General features: G+C 60.1%; 5 protein-coding genes. All 5 read right to left on the bottom strand.

The window, feature by feature from the left end; translation table 11 throughout:
* Positions 1 to 2,747: protein kinase (locus tag KDL09_RS22075; RefSeq protein WP_294390009.1), on the bottom strand; the 2,747-nt coding region annotated here is incomplete at its 3' end.
* Between the two features lie 84 nt (positions 2,748 to 2,831).
* On the bottom strand, positions 2,832 to 8,252 hold the full coding sequence (locus tag KDL09_RS22070; protein ID WP_294390006.1) for a bifunctional serine/threonine-protein kinase/formylglycine-generating enzyme family protein: 5,421 nt from the start codon (positions 8,250 to 8,252) through the stop codon (positions 2,832 to 2,834).
* A 148-nt stretch (positions 8,253 to 8,400) separates the two neighbouring features.
* On the bottom strand, positions 8,401 to 10,431 hold the full coding sequence (locus tag KDL09_RS22065; RefSeq protein WP_294390003.1) for a bifunctional serine/threonine-protein kinase/formylglycine-generating enzyme family protein: 2,031 nt from the start codon (positions 10,429 to 10,431) through the stop codon (positions 8,401 to 8,403).
* 49 nt (positions 10,432 to 10,480) lie between these two features.
* The gene (locus KDL09_RS22060; RefSeq protein WP_294389999.1) at positions 10,481 to 13,996 is read right to left on the bottom strand and encodes a bifunctional serine/threonine-protein kinase/formylglycine-generating enzyme family protein; all 3,516 of its coding nucleotides are present in this window, start codon (positions 13,994 to 13,996) and stop codon (positions 10,481 to 10,483) included.
* A 117-nt stretch (positions 13,997 to 14,113) separates the two neighbouring features.
* Positions 14,114 to 18,799, bottom strand: coding sequence for a serine/threonine-protein kinase (locus tag KDL09_RS22055; protein WP_294389996.1), 4,686 nt, complete (start codon positions 18,797 to 18,799; stop codon positions 14,114 to 14,116).
* Between the last annotated feature and the right edge of the window lie 88 nt (positions 18,800 to 18,887).

Genomic DNA, 18,887 nt, shown 5'->3' with positions numbered 1-18,887 from the left:
CGCAGTTCCTTGAGGCGTTGCGGTGCGGGATCAGCCACGGCGGCTAGCGCTGGCAGCGGCGCCACATCGGACGAGGTGAGGCTGGCCTCGACGACTTTGGAGAAAGCGTCCGCAGCGGCGAGAGCGCCATTCGCGGCAGTTGCATCGGCGAGCACACCACTCTTGATGGCTGCGTCCTTCTCCGAGCTTAAGGCGGCGCGGTATTTTGCAGTGAGATCAGTGAGCTGAGCGTGGCGTGCTTTTTGGTAGTTGGCGACGCGGGTGGCGACTTCGGGGCGCAGTTGAAGGTTAGGAGAAAGCTGGGGGTCAGGCGCAGGAGTGTTCTTCCCAACAGCAGCGAGCGGGATGAGAATCTCGAAGGACCTGAACTCCACAACAGCCTGGTGTGCACCGACACCCAGCGCCACCGTTGACCCCGGCGGATAGCCCACCAGCGGTTTGATGGCATCCCAATCGGGGTTGGCCTGATCGTAGGCCAGCGTTCCGTCGATCTTGGCGAGCAATCGTCCGGGACTCACCTCCACGAGCAATTCATGTTCCTTGCCATCCGCCACTTTCTGCTTCAACGGCCAGCTTTCGGCTGAAGGCCCGGGCTGCGTGAGCCAGCCCACCCTGTTTCTGAAAACATCGACAGCAAAGGTCATCCGCCCTTTCGGAATCGGAAGAATGACGGTCAAGTTCCTGAAGTCCGAGGATGCAAAACGCAATCGTGCCGAATAGCTGGCCAGCGCCTCGCTAGGAACCGAAATGGATGCATTCCAAGATGATTTTGTGCACTTCAAAACATGGTTGTCATAGCTCCAGGTGCCAACGTTGATGGCAGACTTCCCGCCAATGATCTTCAACACATCCTGCCACTCGCCATTGGCGACGAGACCGTCGATACGCGACGACTTGCCTGTGTTGTCTGTGGTGGGTGGCTTGGTGGCTTTTTCTCCCGGCAACGTCAGCCGCAGATTGCGGTAGGCGACCTTGCCTTCGGGGCCGAGGCGGCTGAAGGCCAAGGTGCGGATTTCGGGGCGGAGGGTGTGTTTGGCCTCGAAGACCTGCTCACCCGCAAGCCAGAAGCGGATGCTGCCCTCCTCTACAACGAGGCGGAAGGGGGTGAACTGCGCGTCTGGCAACAATGCCTGTTTTCCGTTCCGTTGGCCGGCCTTTCCGAGCTTGGGGGCGAAGAGGCCGCCTGCACCTACTGCGCGGCCTCGTGCTTTGGAACCGCAGATTTGCACTTCAAGGCCGTCTTTGAAGGTCACGAGGTCGGTGATCTGGAAATGGATGCCGCCATTGCCGTCGGCGGAGGCATAGACATCCCCGGTGAGATCAAACCAGGGTGAACTCAGTGACCGTGAGATCGTGCCCATGCCGCTGCCGCTGTCTGAGGTGATGCCCCCCTGCTCCACCCGCCAAACTGCTGTGCCATGCGTGGTCCAGCCGGAAAGCGTTTTGCCATCAAAAAAGGCAGGGGTGCTATCCGTGGCTGTTTCTTTCGTTGTTTCCATGACTGCGGGAGCCGGCGCTGATGCAACCGGCATTGCGGAAGTCGTCTTGGCGGGCGAATTTGCCGTAGGCTCGGCCTCAGCCACGCCCACAGGTTCGGGAACCGGTGGCAGGTTGTTGCTGGAGGGCCCTTCTCTGTCGAGCCACCACCACCCGCCACCGAGCGCCAGGACGGCCAGCACCGCTGGGACCAGCCATGCGCCGGAGGATCTGGCTTTCGGTGGTGGAGGAGCGGAAGACTGCGGTGGGCGCTGCGATTGTCGTGCACCAGGCCGCTGTGGCCGGGCTTGGGTCGGCAGCACGGCGGGGGCTGCTTCAGCGCTTTCCTCCACCTTGATCACCGGCTGGGTGAGGATGGCGTCGAGGTCTCCACGCAGTTCGCGGACGGTTTGATAACGCGCCTCGCGGTCCTCCATGATCGCCTTGGCGATGATGCCGTCGTAGCGCGGGTCGAGACCTGGGATTTGCAACGACGGGAGCTTGAACATGCCCTGCGGGATCTTCCCGGTGAGCATCTGGTAGAGCATCACGCCCACCGCGTAGATGTCCGCGCGATGATCCACCGCGCTGCCGAGCATCAAGGCCTCCGGGGCCATGTAGTGCAGCGTGCCCATCGCCATGCCGCTCTGCGTCAGGCCGGTGTTCTGGCTGTGCGTCATCTTCGCCAGGCCGAAGTCCGCCACTTTCACCACGCCGTCGTAGCCGACCATGATGTTCGCCGGTTTGATGTCGCGGTGGATGATGCCTCGCTCGTGCGCGTAGCCCAGCGCATCGCACACATGCGCCGTGATCGCCATGGCGTGCTCGGTGTGCAGGCGGCCGCTCTTGGCGATCATCTTCGCGACGTCGGTGCCCTCGACGTACTCCATGACGATGTAGAGCAGCCCGCCTTCCGTCTCGCCGAAGTCATGAACGGCGACGATACCGGGATGGCTGAGTTTGCCCATCGCCTTGGCCTCATTCTTGAAGCGTTCCGCGAAGCTGGCATCCGCCTCCTCAAGGGCGTTGGAGAGGATCTTGATCGCCACCGGGCGATCCAATGAAATCTGCTTGCCCATGTACACCGCGCCCATGCCGCCACGGCCGAGCATCTTCACGATCTCGTATTCCGGCAGCAGCTTGTGCAGTTCTTCGGCGGTGGGAGGCACCCACGGGCCGGAGGGCTTGCTGCCTTCATTCGTGCCGAGCAGCTCGCGGCCCAGCGCACTGAGATTCGGGTCGTTTTCCGGGGTAGAAGGGTCCGTGCTCATGAGGTTCTACCAGAGACTAATGAAAGCAGGCGGGGCGGTTACAGGGAAAGTGGAAAAAACTTCGCGTGAGGTTTGTTCGAGGCGTCACGGCAGTTCGATGACGACACGAAAGCCGCAGTGGGTGGTGCGCTTCACGAGTCCGCGGGTCTCGCGGTGGGAAATGAGCAACTGCCCTGGATTCCAAGCCGCCCAGTAGCTGCCGCGCGCCAGATCTTTTTCACCCGCCGGATCGTTAAAAAAGTCCTGGCAGCGTTCCATGACATTGCCGTCGAGATCGTAGATTCCGAGCCGGTTCGGGGGAAAACTCATCACCGGGGAGGTCAGGGCATGACCGTCCGCGTAACCGCCGCCGACGGCGTTGGCATTGGCAAACATCTCCTTGTAGGATTTGTCGGAGTAGTTGCCCAGGTTACTCTTTGTGGGAGGCCATTCCTCCCCCCAGTAGCGCAGGCCTCTGTTTTCCATGCTCAGGCTGTAGGGGGTGCCATTGGAGGACTCCTTGCCACCCAAGCCTGCAGCCCAGCTCCACTCACGATCGGTCGGCAGACGGTAGCGCACGCCCTCGCGGGCAGTCAGCCATTCACAGAAAGCCAACACGTCGGCGCGATCCACCATGACAACAGGATGATCACCCGCCGTGCTAAGCGGCTTGTGTTTATAAGCGGGCGCCTTCCATTCCGCATTCACGCCAGGATTCGCGGCGGCATACACCTCGTAGTCCTGTCTTCGCGTCTCATGAATGCACATCAGCACCTTCGTTTCCGGCACTGGCACGAACTTCATTCCGAGGGAGTTGATGAAGGGTGAGTCCTTTGTGGCTTCGGCTGGGCCGACTGTTGTAGGAGTCGAGGACGGGTTGGGCGTTACGGCTGTGGTTTGGGAGGTGGAGACGGGCACCTGTGCCGAGGCACCTGATGCCGGGGCTGTGGAGGTCGGAGGAGACACGACAGGGGCGACAGGCTCAATCCAAGCGAGCTGCAAATCAATTCTGCCAGTCGCCGAAATCTGCTGTTTGATCATCTCCACGGTGTTGGCGTGCAAATCGATGGCCTCTGGGGGTGGGCTGCCGACAACCTGAAGTATCGCTTTCAAAGATGGTTCCGCCTTCTCTGTCTCTGGATCCGTCACGATCAGTCCACTCCGAAGTCCGGCCAACAACGCCGCACCACCCGGTTTGATCCATGCAACATTCTGGAGCACCACACGCCCTTTTCGCGAACTTTGGGACGAGTAGGCCACGATCACGTCTCCCGAGCCAGTGAGGGCGTAAACGGTTCTTCCACAAGCGGCAACATCCGTGCATCCCTTGGCTTTGGAACTGATGCTCAGTCCGCCGCTCTTGTTCCAGGCCACGGGCTCGCCGTCCTGCTTCAAGACGGCTGCAAGGTCCGCGCTCTGGGAGATCGCGATGATATCCTTCCTCGCGCTTACAGGTGGCGCAGGCCAGCGGGTGTTGAGCGGGTCGGTGCCGTATTCGCGTCCCCACCACAGAAGGGAATGGTTGGCCAGAAGCGCATGACTCACCCCACGATCACTGGTCGCGTCGACGACACCCGTGAGGATTCCCGGCGCTTGAGTCGCAGCCGTTCTGTTCAGAATGCGGCACCCACCCTTGTCATCAATCAAGATCTCCTCGTCACCCGACCGGTCGAATCGGACGAACCGGGCACCTGATGCCGCAGCGTAGGTTGTGGCTCGGTAATCAGGTGGTTCTCCATCCTTGCTGTAAACCGAAATGACCTGCACTGCCTCGCCGTTGGATCGGATTCCGACGATGCCTCTGTCTGCCGCGTGAACCGCGACAAAATCGGTCAAATCCCCCACCTTGCCGGGATATGCCTGCTTTGGCACGTCCGCGTGCTTCCACTCCGTCAATGATCCAAGTGGGCCATCACCCTTGGGCGGCGTCTGCCACCAAGTTCTGAGGCGACCTGTCACCGCTTTGGACGGACTGCTTTGAGGCACAGAGGTGGGAGCAACGGCAGGCACTGCGGAGGTGGCCGTTGGGGTGCCTGATGCCGGAGGCTTCGTTTCCACCAAGGTCGTCGGGACTGGCTTCGGAAATGCCGCCACAATTTCTTTTCGCGTCGTCTCCAAAGCTTTGGCGGAGTCAAGTTCCGAAGCCTTGACCAAATCCGTTTGCGCCACCAGGAGCGACTGATCGAGGGCGGAGACGAGTGTACTCTCGATCTTCACCAACTCTCGGTCAAAGATGGCGCGGAGATCCTTGAGACGCTGCGGGACATGAGATCCCAGCGGCGGCAGCACAGTGAGCGGCTTGACAGAGGTGGCTGCGAGGTTCTTCTCGATCTCATCGGCCAGTGCATTGGCGCGGGCGATGGCGGCATCGAGTTCGGTCACATCGGCCTGCACACCGGATTTCTTTGCCTCATCTCTCGCGGCAGTCAGTGCGTTGCGATACTTGCCTGCCAGATCAGCGAGCTGGTCGTGCCGGGTCTTCTGGTAGTTTGCCACACGGCTGCGCACCTCCGGTAGCGACAGAACGGAGACCTCCGCTTTGGCAGGCGCTAATGGCGTGGGGGCGATGGACGGCGTTGGCTTGGAGACCAGAGGTGCGGGCACCGGTGCAGCCTTGCCATCCGGAACTTCGAGCACGCAGCGGAAGCCCATGTAGATCGTGTTTTTGTCAACGGGCGCCCAATTCCTCTCGGAAAGGGTGTGTTTGGCCTCTTCCCATTCCCACGAAGACCCACGCATCACAGCATTTGCTCCATCCCTGTCTACACACCATTCCGCGACATTCCCGCCCAAGTCACGAATTCCCAGCCGGTTGGCGGGGAAGCTGTCCGCTGGTGACAGCCCCGAAAACCTGTCACGAAATCCTGGGATGGATTTTTGGTTCCGCCATGGGGCGGTTTCTTCTCCCCGCAAATTTGCAGCATCGTTGGGCGGGGGCCACTGTGTGCCCCATTCGTAGATCTTGATATGGCCATCCTTTTGTTTTGGCCCCAAGCTGGCATCTTCCAGCTCTCCTATGCCGGCCGCGCAGCTCCATTCATGGTCGCTGGGGAGACGATACTGGTCTTTTGGCCCAATGACGCCAAGCTCGCGCTCTTTTTTAGTCAGCCAGACGCAGAAATCACGAGCGTCGTTCCAACTTACCATCAAAGCCGGGCAATGATCCCCCACGTTGTTCATTCCAACTGGATCAGCCCATATCCTGCCCGGATGCTCTCTGATGAAGGCCGCGTAGTCCCGGCAACGCGTCTCCCACACGCTGCAGAGCACCAGTTTTCCATGCGTGGGTCCACCGATGATCGGCACAGGAACAAACTTCATTCCAAGAGTGTTGGCGAAGGGTCTTTCTTTGGTGGCAAGCGCAGTGCTGACCACCGTGTTCGGCAGCGGGTCATCGGTCAGCAGCTTTTCCATCGGAGCGTCGAGCGGCCGGTCGTCATACCAGAACAGCCGGGCGACGGTTGGCATGCTGACCGAGAGATACATCGTCACCAGCCCCGGCTTTGCCTGGCCGACGTGCCTGAGCATCCACTCTACGCCCCGTGCCTTGTCGAAGAATGGGCGATCAACACTCACCTGCCCCTTTTTATCAATGGCGGCCACGCCTCCGATAGCAGCCAACAGGGAGGCGGCGTCCTTCATGAATGCTGGCTTGTTGGGGCCCTTGCCTTCGTCTTTGAAACCCCATGAATAAGGCACACCCTTGGCATCCACGGCAAAGATGCGGCTGCGATTGACATGCGCGAAGGAGAACTGCGTCTTGTTGAAGGCCTGCGGCAGGGTGACCTGCCCGAGGTCCCTCTCCCACACCCGCAGGCTCCCGTCATCCAGCAGCAGCGCGAGCGAAAGGTCGGAAGCCGAAAGCGCCTGCGCCTTGCGTCCGGCGGGCACGGATGGCTTTTCTTTCCATTCGGTGTTGGTGCCTGATTTTTTACCGTCAAATCCACTGCCCCAGACACCCAGGCTGCCGTCTTCCCTCAATACTGCGGTCACTGGCGTGGACACGAATGCGTCCTTTATGGCAGGGCCATCCTCTGGCACCTTGCGACCGGCCATAACCCGCAGCTTTCCAGAGTTGTCGATCAGGCCGAACTCTGAACCCCAGCCGTGGCAGACTCGGCGGATGCCCGCAAAGCGTTCTCCACCAGAGGTCAGCACCGAACCGTCCTCCAGCCGCACCACCCAGCCGGTGGCGTGGAGCAGCACCTGTGCCGCTCCCTCCACGCCACGCAGCTTCGTCAAATCAACGACGGGGTCGTTTGGCAGCGAGGACCAGATGCGGAATCGTCCCTCCCGGCGAAAATGCTCATCCTGCGGCCATCTCGTCGCGGGCGACCGCGCTGCGGCAATCACTGGCGCGGGGGCGGGTGGTGGAACCAAAGTCTGCGACTGCTTCGTGCCCCTCCCTGCGAAAAAGAACGCCAGCACTGTGCCAAGGATGCCCACGGCGGCGGCCAATCCGAGCCACGGCACTTTCCCAGGCTTTGGCTGTTGCTGCGACGTTGCCGGCTGCTCGGGCACGTCGTGCATCGGGGGCGACTCTTCGACCTGCCCCGCGCGTCCGGCCAAATCGTTGACCGTGGTGCTGCGCTGGGGCCGTTCCCCAGTGGGCAGCGCGGGGGGGGCCTCGTCGAGCCCCTCATCTACATGCACCACGGGCCGCGTCAGGATCACATCCAGATCAGCCCTCATTTCACCGGCGCTCTGGTAGCGCAATTCGCGGTCGTCACGGATTGCCTTGGCGATGATGGCGTCATAGCGCGTGTCGATCCCCGGGATCTGTTTGGAGGGCGGATCAAACATTCCCTGCGGCAGTTTGCCTGTGAGCATCTGGTAAAGCATCACACCCACGGCGTAGATATCTGCGCGGTGATCCACCGCCGTGCCCAGCATCAATGCTTCAGGCGCCATGTAATGCAGCGTCCCCATCGCCATGCCGCTCTGCGTGAGACCGGTGTTTTGCGAATGTGTCATCTTCGCCAGCCCAAAGTCCGCCACCTTCACCACGCCATCGTAGCTGACCATGATGTTCGCCGGTTTGATGTCGCGATGGATGATGCCTTTGCCATGCGCATAGGCCAGGGCGTCGCAGACGTGCGCGGTAATCGCCATTGCATGATCCGGTGGCAACCGTCCCTGTTTGGCGATCATGCGCGCGACATCCGTCCCGGCCACGAATTCCATGGCGATGTAGAGCAAGCCGCCAGCCGTCTGTCCAAAGTCATGCACGCCAACGATGCCGGGATGATTCAGCTTCGCCATGGAGCGCGCCTCGTTCTTGAAGCGTTCCGCGAAGCCCTGCTCCCGCTCGTCCAACTCGGCGGAGAGGATCTTGATGGCAACAGCCCGCTCCAGCGATCGTTGAACACCTTTGTAAACGGCCCCCATGCCACCTCGTCCCAGCAATGACGCAATCTCATACTTCGGGAGCAGTTTCTGCAGTTCTTCTGGAGATGGAGGCTCCCACGCAGCAGGCCTGCCACTGCCGGATCCTTGGGATGAGGGCGGGTGTGATTCGTCACTCATGGGCACGCGTCGAGATGATCAGTTTGTTTAGCGGATTTCAGGCTGCATGCCAGTGCGGATTCATCAGTCATGTCAGGAAAGATGCGCGGCATCCTTCATCTTTGGATTGTAAAGAGTTGCTGCAGCAAACCTAAAGGATGACCTCGGCTCATTGCTGCGGCAGTTCGAGAGCGACACGGAAACCGACTGCGGGGCCGGCCCGATCCACCGCATTGAAACGCGTCCTCCAATTCAGCGTGAAACTGTTGGTGTCCGCATTGTTCCATGATGCGCCGCGGAAAATCCTGGATTCTCGATCTGGGTCGAAACGTTCTTCCACCCACTCCCATACGTTTCCGCACATGTCGAACAGACCATGTCGATTCGGTGCATAGCTCATCACTGGAGCGGTGGTTGGATAACCGTCGTCATAGTCGTCAAAGTAAATCGCCCGGGTCTTCGGTGCCTGCCGCCTCCGGCTCTGGTCGCTGAAGTTGCCCGAGCCGCTCGGAGGCGGCCAATCAGCCCCCCAAGGATAAAGGGTGCCGCTCCCGCCCCCTGTGGGCGAAACCTTCTTCGATGGCCAGCGCGTATGCGGTTCGCCACCATAGGCTACGCTCCACTCCGCGTCTTTGGGAAGTCTGTAGCGCGCTCCTTCCCTGACACTGAGCCAGTTGCAAAAGCCTTGTGCCTCCGGCCATCTTACATTCACCACAGGATGATCGCCCGGTCGATCCGTGAAAGTGTGACCGTCATAGGTCTGAGACTTCCAATTTTCACCCGCATTAGATGATTCGGCAGCGAAGACAGCATAGTCCTTCCTGCGTGTTTCATGGATGCAGAAAAGCACCTTCGTCCCAGGCACCGGCACAAATTTCATGCCGAGGGAGTTCACGAAGGGCTTGTCCTTGGTGATCCCGTGCAATGTGTGAACGTCAGGTTGGGATGCCTGCGGCTTTGCATGGGAGGTGTCGGCTGATGATCCTGTTCCATCGCTTGAACTAGAGGGCGGTTTATTAACTGCTGTCTCGTCTTGATGCGCCGTTGTGGCAGAGGATGCCCTGCTTGACTGGAACCAGACGAGACCGCCGCCAACAGCCAGCACACTCAAAACGATCCAGATGGGCCAAGCCCCAGAGGACTGCATGGAAGGCTGCGACGGTGCTGCTGCGGGCGGCGGTGATTGATGACGTTTGCGTCCTCCGGGTTGATGCGGCCTGGCGTGCGTGGGTAACGCCGCAGGAGTCTGGGCGGGGGGAACATTCTCCTTCGGAGCCTCCACCTCTGCCACGGCTTGTGTGAGGATGTTGTCCAAGTCATCGCGCATTTCACGGCTGCTTTGATAGCGCTCCTCTCGCTCCTCTCGCAGCGCCTTGGCGATGATTCCATCGTAGCGCGGATCGAGGCCGGGCACGAGCAGGCTCGGGAGTTCAAACATCCCCTTGGGCAGCTTTCCGGTGAGCATCTGGTAGAGCATGACGCCCACCGCATAGATGTCCGCACGATGATCCACCGCGCTACCGAGCATGAGCGCCTCGGGTGCCATGTAGTGCAGCGTGCCCATCGCCACGCCGCTTTGGGTGAGACCGCTGGCGTTGGAGTGCGTCATCTTCGCCAGGCCGAAGTCCGCCACCTTCACCACGCCATCGTAGCCGACCATGATGTTTGCCGGTTTGATGTCGCGATGGATGATGCCACGTTCGTGCGCGTAGGCCAAAGCATCACACACATGCGCAGTGATGGCCATCGCGTGCTCAGTGTGCAGGCGCCCTTCCTTGGCGATCATGCGCGCCACATCTGTCCCCTCCACATACTCCATGACGATGTAGAGCAGTCCGCCCGCCGTCTCGCCGAAGTCATGCACCTTTACAATGCCTGGATGGTTCAGCTTGCCCATCGCACGCGCCTCATTCTTGAAGCGCTCCGCGAAGCTGGGATCGGCATTTTCGAGGTCCGTGGAGAGGATCTTGATGGCCACGGGACGGTCGAGCGACTTCTGCCGTCCCATGTAAACCGCGCCCATGCCGCCACGCCCGAGCATCTTCACGATCTCGTATTCCGGCAGCAGCTTGTGCAGTTCCTCCGCCGTGGGAGGCACCCACGGGCCGGAGGGCTTGCCGCCTTCATTCGTGCCGAGCAGTTCACGGCCCAGCGCACTGAGATTGACTTCGTTTTCCGGGGTAGAAGGGTCGGTGTTCATGAGGCTCTACCAGAGGGAGAGCTGGCATGGGGGCTTGCTGCACCATTCATCATGGCCCTTTCAGGATGTGGGTGATACCTGAACGGCCCAGTGCCGGCCCTTTGAACTGCCATTTGCCTTCGGTCATTTGAAATTCGTCAAAGACGGTTGTCGTGTTTCCCTCTGGATTGAGGAATAGAAGCAGACCATCCCGCAACTTCCAACGCGTCTCGTTTCGATTCCCCGAGCCTTGAATAGAGCCGTCTTCGTTCAATCGAAGCTTGCAGATCAAGCCGGCATTTTTCGCGGCCTCTCGGTGAAACTCCAGGCGCCGGTTGATGATGTCGGATGCGTTTAGTTCCGACAAGGAAGTCGAGGTGCTCGATGCGTCCGAACCACTGCCGGGCGATGCAGCGATCGACGTTGTTGCAGACGACGCCACCGGGGCGGGAATGATTGTCAACTCGGGTAGTTCGAGCACGCAGCGGAAGCCGCTCTCGTTGGGACTGCTGTAGGATTCACGGGGATCGTTCGGATCCCGGATGGGGCTTCGGTAGCCTGGCGCGAGCTGATACGACGCAGAAGTGGCGAAGCTTCCTCCACGCAACGAGCGCTGACTTTCCGCATGGTTATACCAACCGCTGCACAGCTCCCAGACGTTCCCCGCCAGATCAAAAAGACCTAAAACATTGGGAGCATATCTCATGACCGGTGCCGTCGTGGGGAAGCCGTCGTTGTAGGAACGAAGATAGTAACGCTGATTGGGAACCCGATAGTGGAACGTATCGTCGGCAAAATTGCCAGTCCCTCTCGGTGGCGGAAATTTGTCGCCCCAGACATAGGAGGGGAGTTCGCGATTGGGACTGCCAGACGACGCGTCGGAGGTTTCACTGCCACCCAGACCAGCGGCAATGCTCCATTCATTGTCCGTGGGCAGGCGATACGTGAGCTTTTCCTGATAGGAGAGCCATTCAGTAAAACTGACCGCTCCGTCATACCGGACAATCACGGGATGATCATCGGTTTCCGAAACGGGCAGGTTCTGCCAGGTGACAGACTCCCAGTTGTTGCCCTTGTACGGGATGGTGTTCGCGAAGGCGCGAAAGTCACCCTTGCGAGTTTCATGGATGCACATGAGCAGCTCCGTTCCGGGCAGCGGCACGAACCTCATTCCAAGGCTGTTTACAAAGGGACGCTGCTGCGTTGTTTGATGCAGCCTCGCGGAACGAATGTGCGTCTTATGCCGATAGGTCTGGAGAGCCTGGGCAGATACAATGTCTCCTTTTTGGACCAGCTCTGCGTTTAGGAAATCGAAGGATTGATCGAGTTCGGCGGCCAGACCGGACTCGAATTTCTGTGTTTCCTCATCAAAGATTTCACGCAGGCGTTTGAGCGAATCCGGAGTGTCGTCTCCCAGCGGAGGCAATGCATCGAGGGCTGCAACGATTCGGGAGGACGGCAGTTTATCGATCTCTGCCGCATGGCGGGTTGCGTTTTCCACCGCTTTCATTATGGCCTCGACGTGGCCCAAATTTCCCGTTCCGACCGCCGCAGCATGCGCCGCTGTGAGCGCCTTTTGATACCGGCTGCACAAATCGGCTAGCTGCTGTTGCCGGGCGGCCTGGTATTTCGCGACTCGGGACTGGAAACCCGGCAGTTCGGTGAGGGGTGGAACCGGCGATTTGTGGTCCGCGTCATTGCCGGGAGCACGTACCTGAAAGGCAAAAAAGGTAGCGCTGCCGCCATTCACACGCAGGCCCAGGGTTGGGGTTTTTCCCAGCGGAAATTTTTTATCCACATTCGGCCGGACGTTGTCCCATGAGCGCGGTGCGTAGTCATAGATGCGGTCGCCGTCGAAAGTCACCGTCACCCTTTTCGCGGTGACGCGAATGAAGAACTCGTGAACCCTGCCATCCGCAGGATTACGGTCGAATGGTCGTGTGCTCCGGTTCGATCCGAACGTGAATCCGTTGGCCAGCACCACGACACCACTGCCCCTGTGGATCAACAGGTTCATGGCCCCCCCTGGAGTGGGCAGCAAAAACCCCAACGCTTGATGATTGGCGGAGCGGACACTGATGTAAGCATCATAGTCGGCGAGTGTTTCAGTGGGCACGCCGATGGTTGCCGCATTGCGGGTGGCGGTCGGGGAGTCCAGATGGCCTTCGGCGAATTGCCAGGCTCCATAGGTCACTGCCTTGGGACCAGAGAGTATCTTTAGGACATCCTGCCACTTTCCATCGGCGATCAATCCATCGACGCGTGGTTTGGCAGGTTCTGGCACAGGCATCTTAGCCGGAGGGGCAGGCGTTGTGGTGGGGTTGGATGGCATTGGCGTCGCCGGAGGAACGGGCTTTGTCGCGACTGTTACCGGTTCCGGAGGGCTGGGAGGAGGCGGTGCGGGCGTGAGAGTGGGCGGCGGCGATTCGGTCAGCGGGACTTTCTCGGACGGAGCTTCATCATTACGTGGCCAGATCAGATATGCCGTCGACAGCATCAACAGCAGCGCCGTTGCCGCCCAGACCTGCCGTCTGGAGGTTCGATGCGGGTGGCGTTGATCGAACGACACACCTTTCCCAAGCAGAAGTTCATCAACATCCGCCTGGGCAACCAGTTCGGAGTGAGTGGGCTTGGGCGGCGCAACAGTCACGTCTGGTGCGTCTTCCCGAATCTTGACCATGGGTTGCGTCAAGATGCCGTCGAGATCGGCACGCATCTCGACGGCGCTTTGATAGCGTGTTTCGCGATCCTCCCTCAACGCCTTGGCGATGACACGATCGTAACGGGGATCCACACCGGGAATCAGCATGCTGGGCAGTTCGAACATGCCTTGTGGCAGCTTCCCGGTGAGCATCTGGTAGAGCATGACGCCCAATGCGTAGATGTCCGCACGGTGATCCACAGCGGTGCCGAGCATGAGCGCCTCGGGGGCCATGTAGTGCAGCGTGCCCATCGCCATGCCACTCTGGGTGAGGCCCGATTCGATTCCTTGATTGATCTTCGCGAGTCCAAAGTCAGCCACCTTCACGACGCCATCGCAGTCCACCATAATGTTCGCCGGTTTGATGTCGCGGTGGATGATGCCCTGCCCGTGGGCATAGGCCAGCGCATCGCAGACATGGGCGGTAATCGCCATCGCGTGCTCCTGTGGGAGCCGTCCGTTCTTCGAGATCATCCGCGCGACATCAGTGCCTTCGACATACTCCATGACGATGTAGAGCAGGCCGCCGCTTGTTTCGCCAAAGTCGTGAACTTTGACAATTCCCATGAAGCTCAGTTTGGCCATCGCCTTGGCTTCGTTTTTGAAGCGCTCTTTGAACCCCATGTCGCTGTCTTCGAGCGTGTTGGAAAGAATCTTGATGGCGACGGGGCGATCCAGCGCGATCTGCCTGCCCATGTACACCGCGCCCATGCCGCCACGCCCGAGCATCTTCACGATCTCGTATTCCGGCAGCAGCTTGTGCAGTTCCTCCGCCGTAGGCGGCACCCACGGACCGGAGGGCTTGCTGCCACCCGCACCAAGCAGTTCACGGCCCAGCGCACTGAGATTGGCGTCGTTTTCTGGAGTCGAAGGACCAGTGCTCATGACGTTTCTACCAAGGACTAATGAAAGCAGGGTGGGCGGTTACAGGGAAAGTGAAAAAATCAACAGGCAGGACAGGACCCGCATTTTACGAGATGGCACGTTAGTTTGACGGTCAGATCAGGGGGAGGCTTTGGCTGCCGGCGTGACGGGTTCGATCCAGAAAAGGCAGGGTGAACCGTAAACACTCAAGCCTGTGTATTTGATCTGAAGGTCGATGGCTTCAGGTGGCAGGGAACCTGCGGCTTGTAGAACTGCTTCGAGTGATGGCTCGGCTTTCGCCGTGCTGGGATCGGTAACGATGCGTCCATTCTTGAGCCCGGCCAGCAGTCCCATTCCTGCAGGCTTAATCCACTCGACGTTATTGAGGAGCACGTCCCATGTTCGGACGCCGGAAGTCCTGCTGAACGCCAAAATCACCTCGCCGTCTCCGTTCAAGGCATACGCGCTTCCTTCGCAAACGGCAACATCGACGACGTTCTTGGATTTGCCGCTGAAGGTCTGCCTGCCATCCTCGTTCCACACGATCACACTGCCATCTTTGCTTACGGCCGCCGCCATATAGCGACTCTGGGAGATGGCTACGATGCCCTCACGGGCACTGACGGGCGGGGCAGACCAGCGCCGATTCATCGCGTCGGTCCCATACTGGCGTCCCCACCACTTGATGGTACCGTCGCTTAGCAGGGCAAGTCCAAGCCCTCCCGATGTCGAGTCTACCACGGCATCGACGACGTTGATGAGGGGTACAGGCGGCGCCGTGGTGGTAATGACGCGGTCAATCGACAGGTGCCCGCGATCATCAATGATGGTCAGCTCATCTCCGGTCCTGCCGAACCTGGCAAAAAGGCCACCCACGGGCGGAGTCGTGGTCAGTGCCAAGAAGGCGTCAGCAGTAGTGGATGAATTCTTCACGATCACAAACTCCCCGTTGGCACGGAGACCGCCAAAGTTTGGCTCCATCGCGACGACCGCGACAAAGTCTGTGAGGTCGGAGATCTTCCCTTGTAAGACACGGTTGGGGTCGGCGGAGGAAGTCCACTTTTCCAAGACGCCGAGCGGTCCGGCACCTGGAGGCGCGGACTTCCACCAGCCCTTGATGCGACCTTGGACGGGTTTGTAAACGGTGGATACCGGGGCCGCGGGAGGGGGGGATGCAACGATTTTCAATGTCGCCGACGGTGAGGTGAGCTTTGATACGGGCTGAGGAAATGCGGTGAGCAACTCCTTGCGAAAGGTCTCCACTTGTTTCGCCGCAGAGATGTCCACGGCCTTGACCAGATTCGTTTGCACGTTGAGCAAGGATTGATCCAGACCGCCCGCGAGTTCGGTCTCATTCTTCGTCAATTCCCGGTCAAAGATCGCCCGTAGGTCCTGGAGGCGCTGAGGGACTTGGCTTCCAAGCGGGGCGAGGCCTGGCAATGGTTTGATCTGCTGGGACGTTAGATTGTTTTCGATGACTTCCTGCAGGGCCGTGGTGCGAGCAATGGCGGCGTCGAGTTCGGACACATCACGCTTGGCACCTGATTGTGCGGCCTCGGCTCGTGCGGCGATCAGGGCATTGCGGTACTTGGTGGTGAGATCGGCGAGCTGCGCATGTCGTGCCTTTTGATAATTGAGCACCCGCGAACGGACCTCGGGCAACTGATCGAGGAGCGTCGCTTTTGAAGGCTGGGGCGGCGGCACCACTGTAACCAACTTTGGCGGGGCACTTGCGGTGGCCTTGGCTGACAATGTTTTCGGCGGACCGTCAAACCAAAGCAGGCGGCCATAGGTCCGTGAGAGCTTGCCGTTGTAGTCGGTCCTGAACGAGCACAACTCGGGGGTGGCGCCACTCACACGACGTATCAAAGGATCATAAACGCTCGCGTCACCGGCACCTCCGACTCTGATGTGAGGCTGACCTGACGCCGTAAAAAAGCACACCGCTCCCTTGCCTGCCTCATGCACGCTCGAAGCGGCCAGGATGCCCGGCACAGGCTTGAGTCCTTGGTCTTGCGGTTCCCACATGACCGGTAGTCCACCATCGGTCAGGATGCCAAAGAGGTTATGGCCGGCGATGGCGAAGTGGCGGAATCTTTGAGACTTTAGGCTCAACGGCAAGGTCAATGGGCCGCCGCCAGTCCACATCAGCAGCGACTGGTTTTCCACCTGCACGGCGACCCGGAACTCCGAATGCGATATGGCAACGGCCTTGCGATTCGGAGGCAGCACTGGTTTGGATTTCCACTCGCCGTTTCCAGTCTCGTTTTTTCCGTCGAAAGATCTGCCCCAAAATGCCAGACCGCCGTCTTCGAGCAGGGCGAAACTAGTTGGTGAGAGAAACCCGTCCGTCGCCTTCAATCCAGGCGGTGCGATGATATCCGGAGTGTTTTCCAAATCGGGGCCACAGATTTCAATGCTGCCGTCCCTGCTGATCAGGGCGTAATCCCGGCCGTTGCCGGGGCAGATGCGTCGGATGTTTTTGCGGTCGCCGGAGCCATCGGAGCTGATGGTGTCTCCGTTGCCCCGAAGGACCACCCAGTTGCCTGAGCCCTGATACACCTGCACCACATCATCCACCCCGCGCAGTTTGGTAAGGTCGAGCGAGGCGTCGTTTCTCGATGATGACCAGGCTTTGAAGCGCCCCTCGCTACGGTAGTGGGCACCGTCCTTCGGCCATTCGAGAACGGCAGACGCCACAGGCGGAGCCGGGGCGCTCTCGTCCAGCCACAGCATCCTCACCGTGAGTGGATCATTGGACGAACGATACATGGCAATGGACTCATTTTTGACCCGCGGCACAGCAGCGAGGGCTTCAGAAACACCGGCGACTTTGGAGGACAGCGTCGAATTGGCCCAGGGACGTCCTTCTTTGTCGATCACGAGCATGCCATGATTGGTTTGGATCAGGCTCTCGCCGACGGTTTTATTCGGAAGAGGGACTGGTTTCCCCGTCCCCGACAATCCCCACTGCAAGGCGGGGCCTCCGTTCGTGGGCAGGACAAAAAGATTCAACCGGTCGATCGCGAAATCCCCCACCTTCTCAGCCGATAACTCGGCTGGCGGCGAAACGACACCCGAGCCGGCATTCCACACTCGCAGGCTGCCGTCGTCCAGCCTCACGGCCATCGAATTGTCGGAGCTCGAAAACTCCAGAGCCTTGCGACCGGGAGGGAGCGATGGCTTCACCTGCCACTCTGGGTTCTTCTCTTCTTTAACGCCATCGTGAGCCCGCCCCCATACGACTAGGCCGCCGCTCTCCAGCAACGCGACGTGATGATGGGGGGCCACGTAGGCGTCCTTCACGGGCCCGAGGTTTTTGGGCGGCTGGCTGCCTTCATCGGTTCGTCTGGGGTAGATGAACAACTCCCCCTTGTTGGTGATCAGGGCGCAATGGTTTCCCCATCCCGGACAGATGCGCCGGATGTTCAGCATGCCGTCAATTTCCTGATCGCTGCTGCGCACCTCACCGCTAGGCAGCAGCACCAGCCAGGCGTCCCCTCTCATATGAACTTGGTTCACGGCTGCGACGCCGCGGAGGATGCCGAGATCAATGACGGGATCATTCGGGACCGATGACCATGCGCGGAAGCGACCAGCGCTGCGGAAGTTGGGGCCCGAGGGCCAGCCGACAGAAACAGGAGCAGCGGGTTGGGGTGGAGATGGTTTGACCGCAGTCGATTTAACCGTGTTTGCGGCGGCGACGTTCGTTTCGGCCGGGCGATTCAGGAGCATCCAGGCAGCTCCCACCAAGGTCAGCACACCGAGCACGGCAGACCACAGCAAGACCAAGCCAGACTTTTTTCGTGGTGGAGAGGAAGGCTCTTCCTGAGGCCCCCCTCGGGTGCGACTTCCCGTCTGCGTTGGCCGCTCAGCGGTCGGCAGGGCTGCGGGCGCCTCGTCCGCGCCTTCCACCACATGCTCCACAGGCTTTGTGAGGATCCGATCCAGATCGGCACGGAGTTCTTCTGCGCTTTGGTAGCGAATATCGCGGTCATCACGGATCGCCTTGGCGACGATGTCATCATAGCGCGGATCGAGGCCGGGAATCTGCTTCGATGGTGGTTCAAACATGCCACGCGGCAGCTTGCCGGTGAGCATTTGGTAAAGCATCACTCCTACGGCATAGATGTCCGCCCGGTGATCCACCGCCGTGCCCAGCGTCAGGGTCTCCGGTGCCATGTAGTGCATCGTGCCCATGGCCACCCCGCTTCGCGTGAGGCCCGAATCGGCGGCCTGGCTCATCTTCGCCAGCCCAAAATCCGCCACCTTCACTACGCCGTCGTAGCTGACCATGATGTTCGCCGGCTTGATGTCGCGGTGAATGATGCCCTTGCCGTGCGCGTACCCCAGCGCATCGCAGACGTGCGCGGTGATGGCCAGCGCGTGATCAGGCGGAAGCCTGCCCTTCTTTGCGAGCATACGGGAGACATCCGTCCCCGAGATGAACTCCATGCCAATGAACAACATGCCCTCAGGCGTCTCGCCAAAGTCATGCACACCCACGATGCCGGGATGGTTGAGCTTCGCCATGGCCTTCGCCTCGTTCTTGAAGCGCTCAGCGAAGCCCTGCTCCCGCTCGTCGAGTTCTGCGGAGAGAATCTTGATGGCCACGGGGCGGTCAAGCGACCGCTGAATGCCCTTGTAAACCGCACCCATGCCGCCACGTCCCAGCAGCGCCGTGACCTCATACTTTGGCAGGATCTTCTGCAGTTCCTCCGGAGTTGGCGGCTCCCATACCGCAGGCCGACCGGATGACGAACTACCCGGCCCTCCCCCGCCGGAGGGCCTCGATGATGATTGCGGGTGCGATTCTTCCGGCATCGTATTCGAGACGTTGAACTTTCTTAGCGGGAATCAGGTCGCGTGCCAAGGATGAATGCCATGACGCCATCGTTCTACGGCGGGTGCA

This window comes from Prosthecobacter sp. (assembly GCF_020439865.1).
In the GTDB taxonomy this organism is placed as follows: Bacteria; Verrucomicrobiota; Verrucomicrobiia; order Verrucomicrobiales; family Verrucomicrobiaceae; genus Prosthecobacter.
The sequence above is the reverse complement of the archived record's forward strand: the minus strand, read 5'-3'. Positions and strand labels throughout refer to the sequence as shown.

What these genes read in the sequence shown, in the direction of transcription:
- KDL09_RS22065 (WP_294390003.1), bottom strand. Translation starts at nt 10,431, where the DNA reads ATGAACACCGACCCTTCTACCCCGGAAAACGAAGTCAATCTCAGTGCG.
- KDL09_RS22055 (WP_294389996.1), bottom strand. Translation starts at nt 18,799, where the DNA reads ATGCCGGAAGAATCGCACCCGCAATCATCATCGAGGCCCTCCGGCGGG.
- KDL09_RS22070 (WP_294390006.1), bottom strand. Translation starts at nt 8,252, where the DNA reads ATGAGTGACGAATCACACCCGCCCTCATCCCAAGGATCCGGCAGTGGC.
- KDL09_RS22060 (WP_294389999.1), bottom strand. Translation starts at nt 13,996, where the DNA reads ATGAGCACTGGTCCTTCGACTCCAGAAAACGACGCCAATCTCAGTGCG.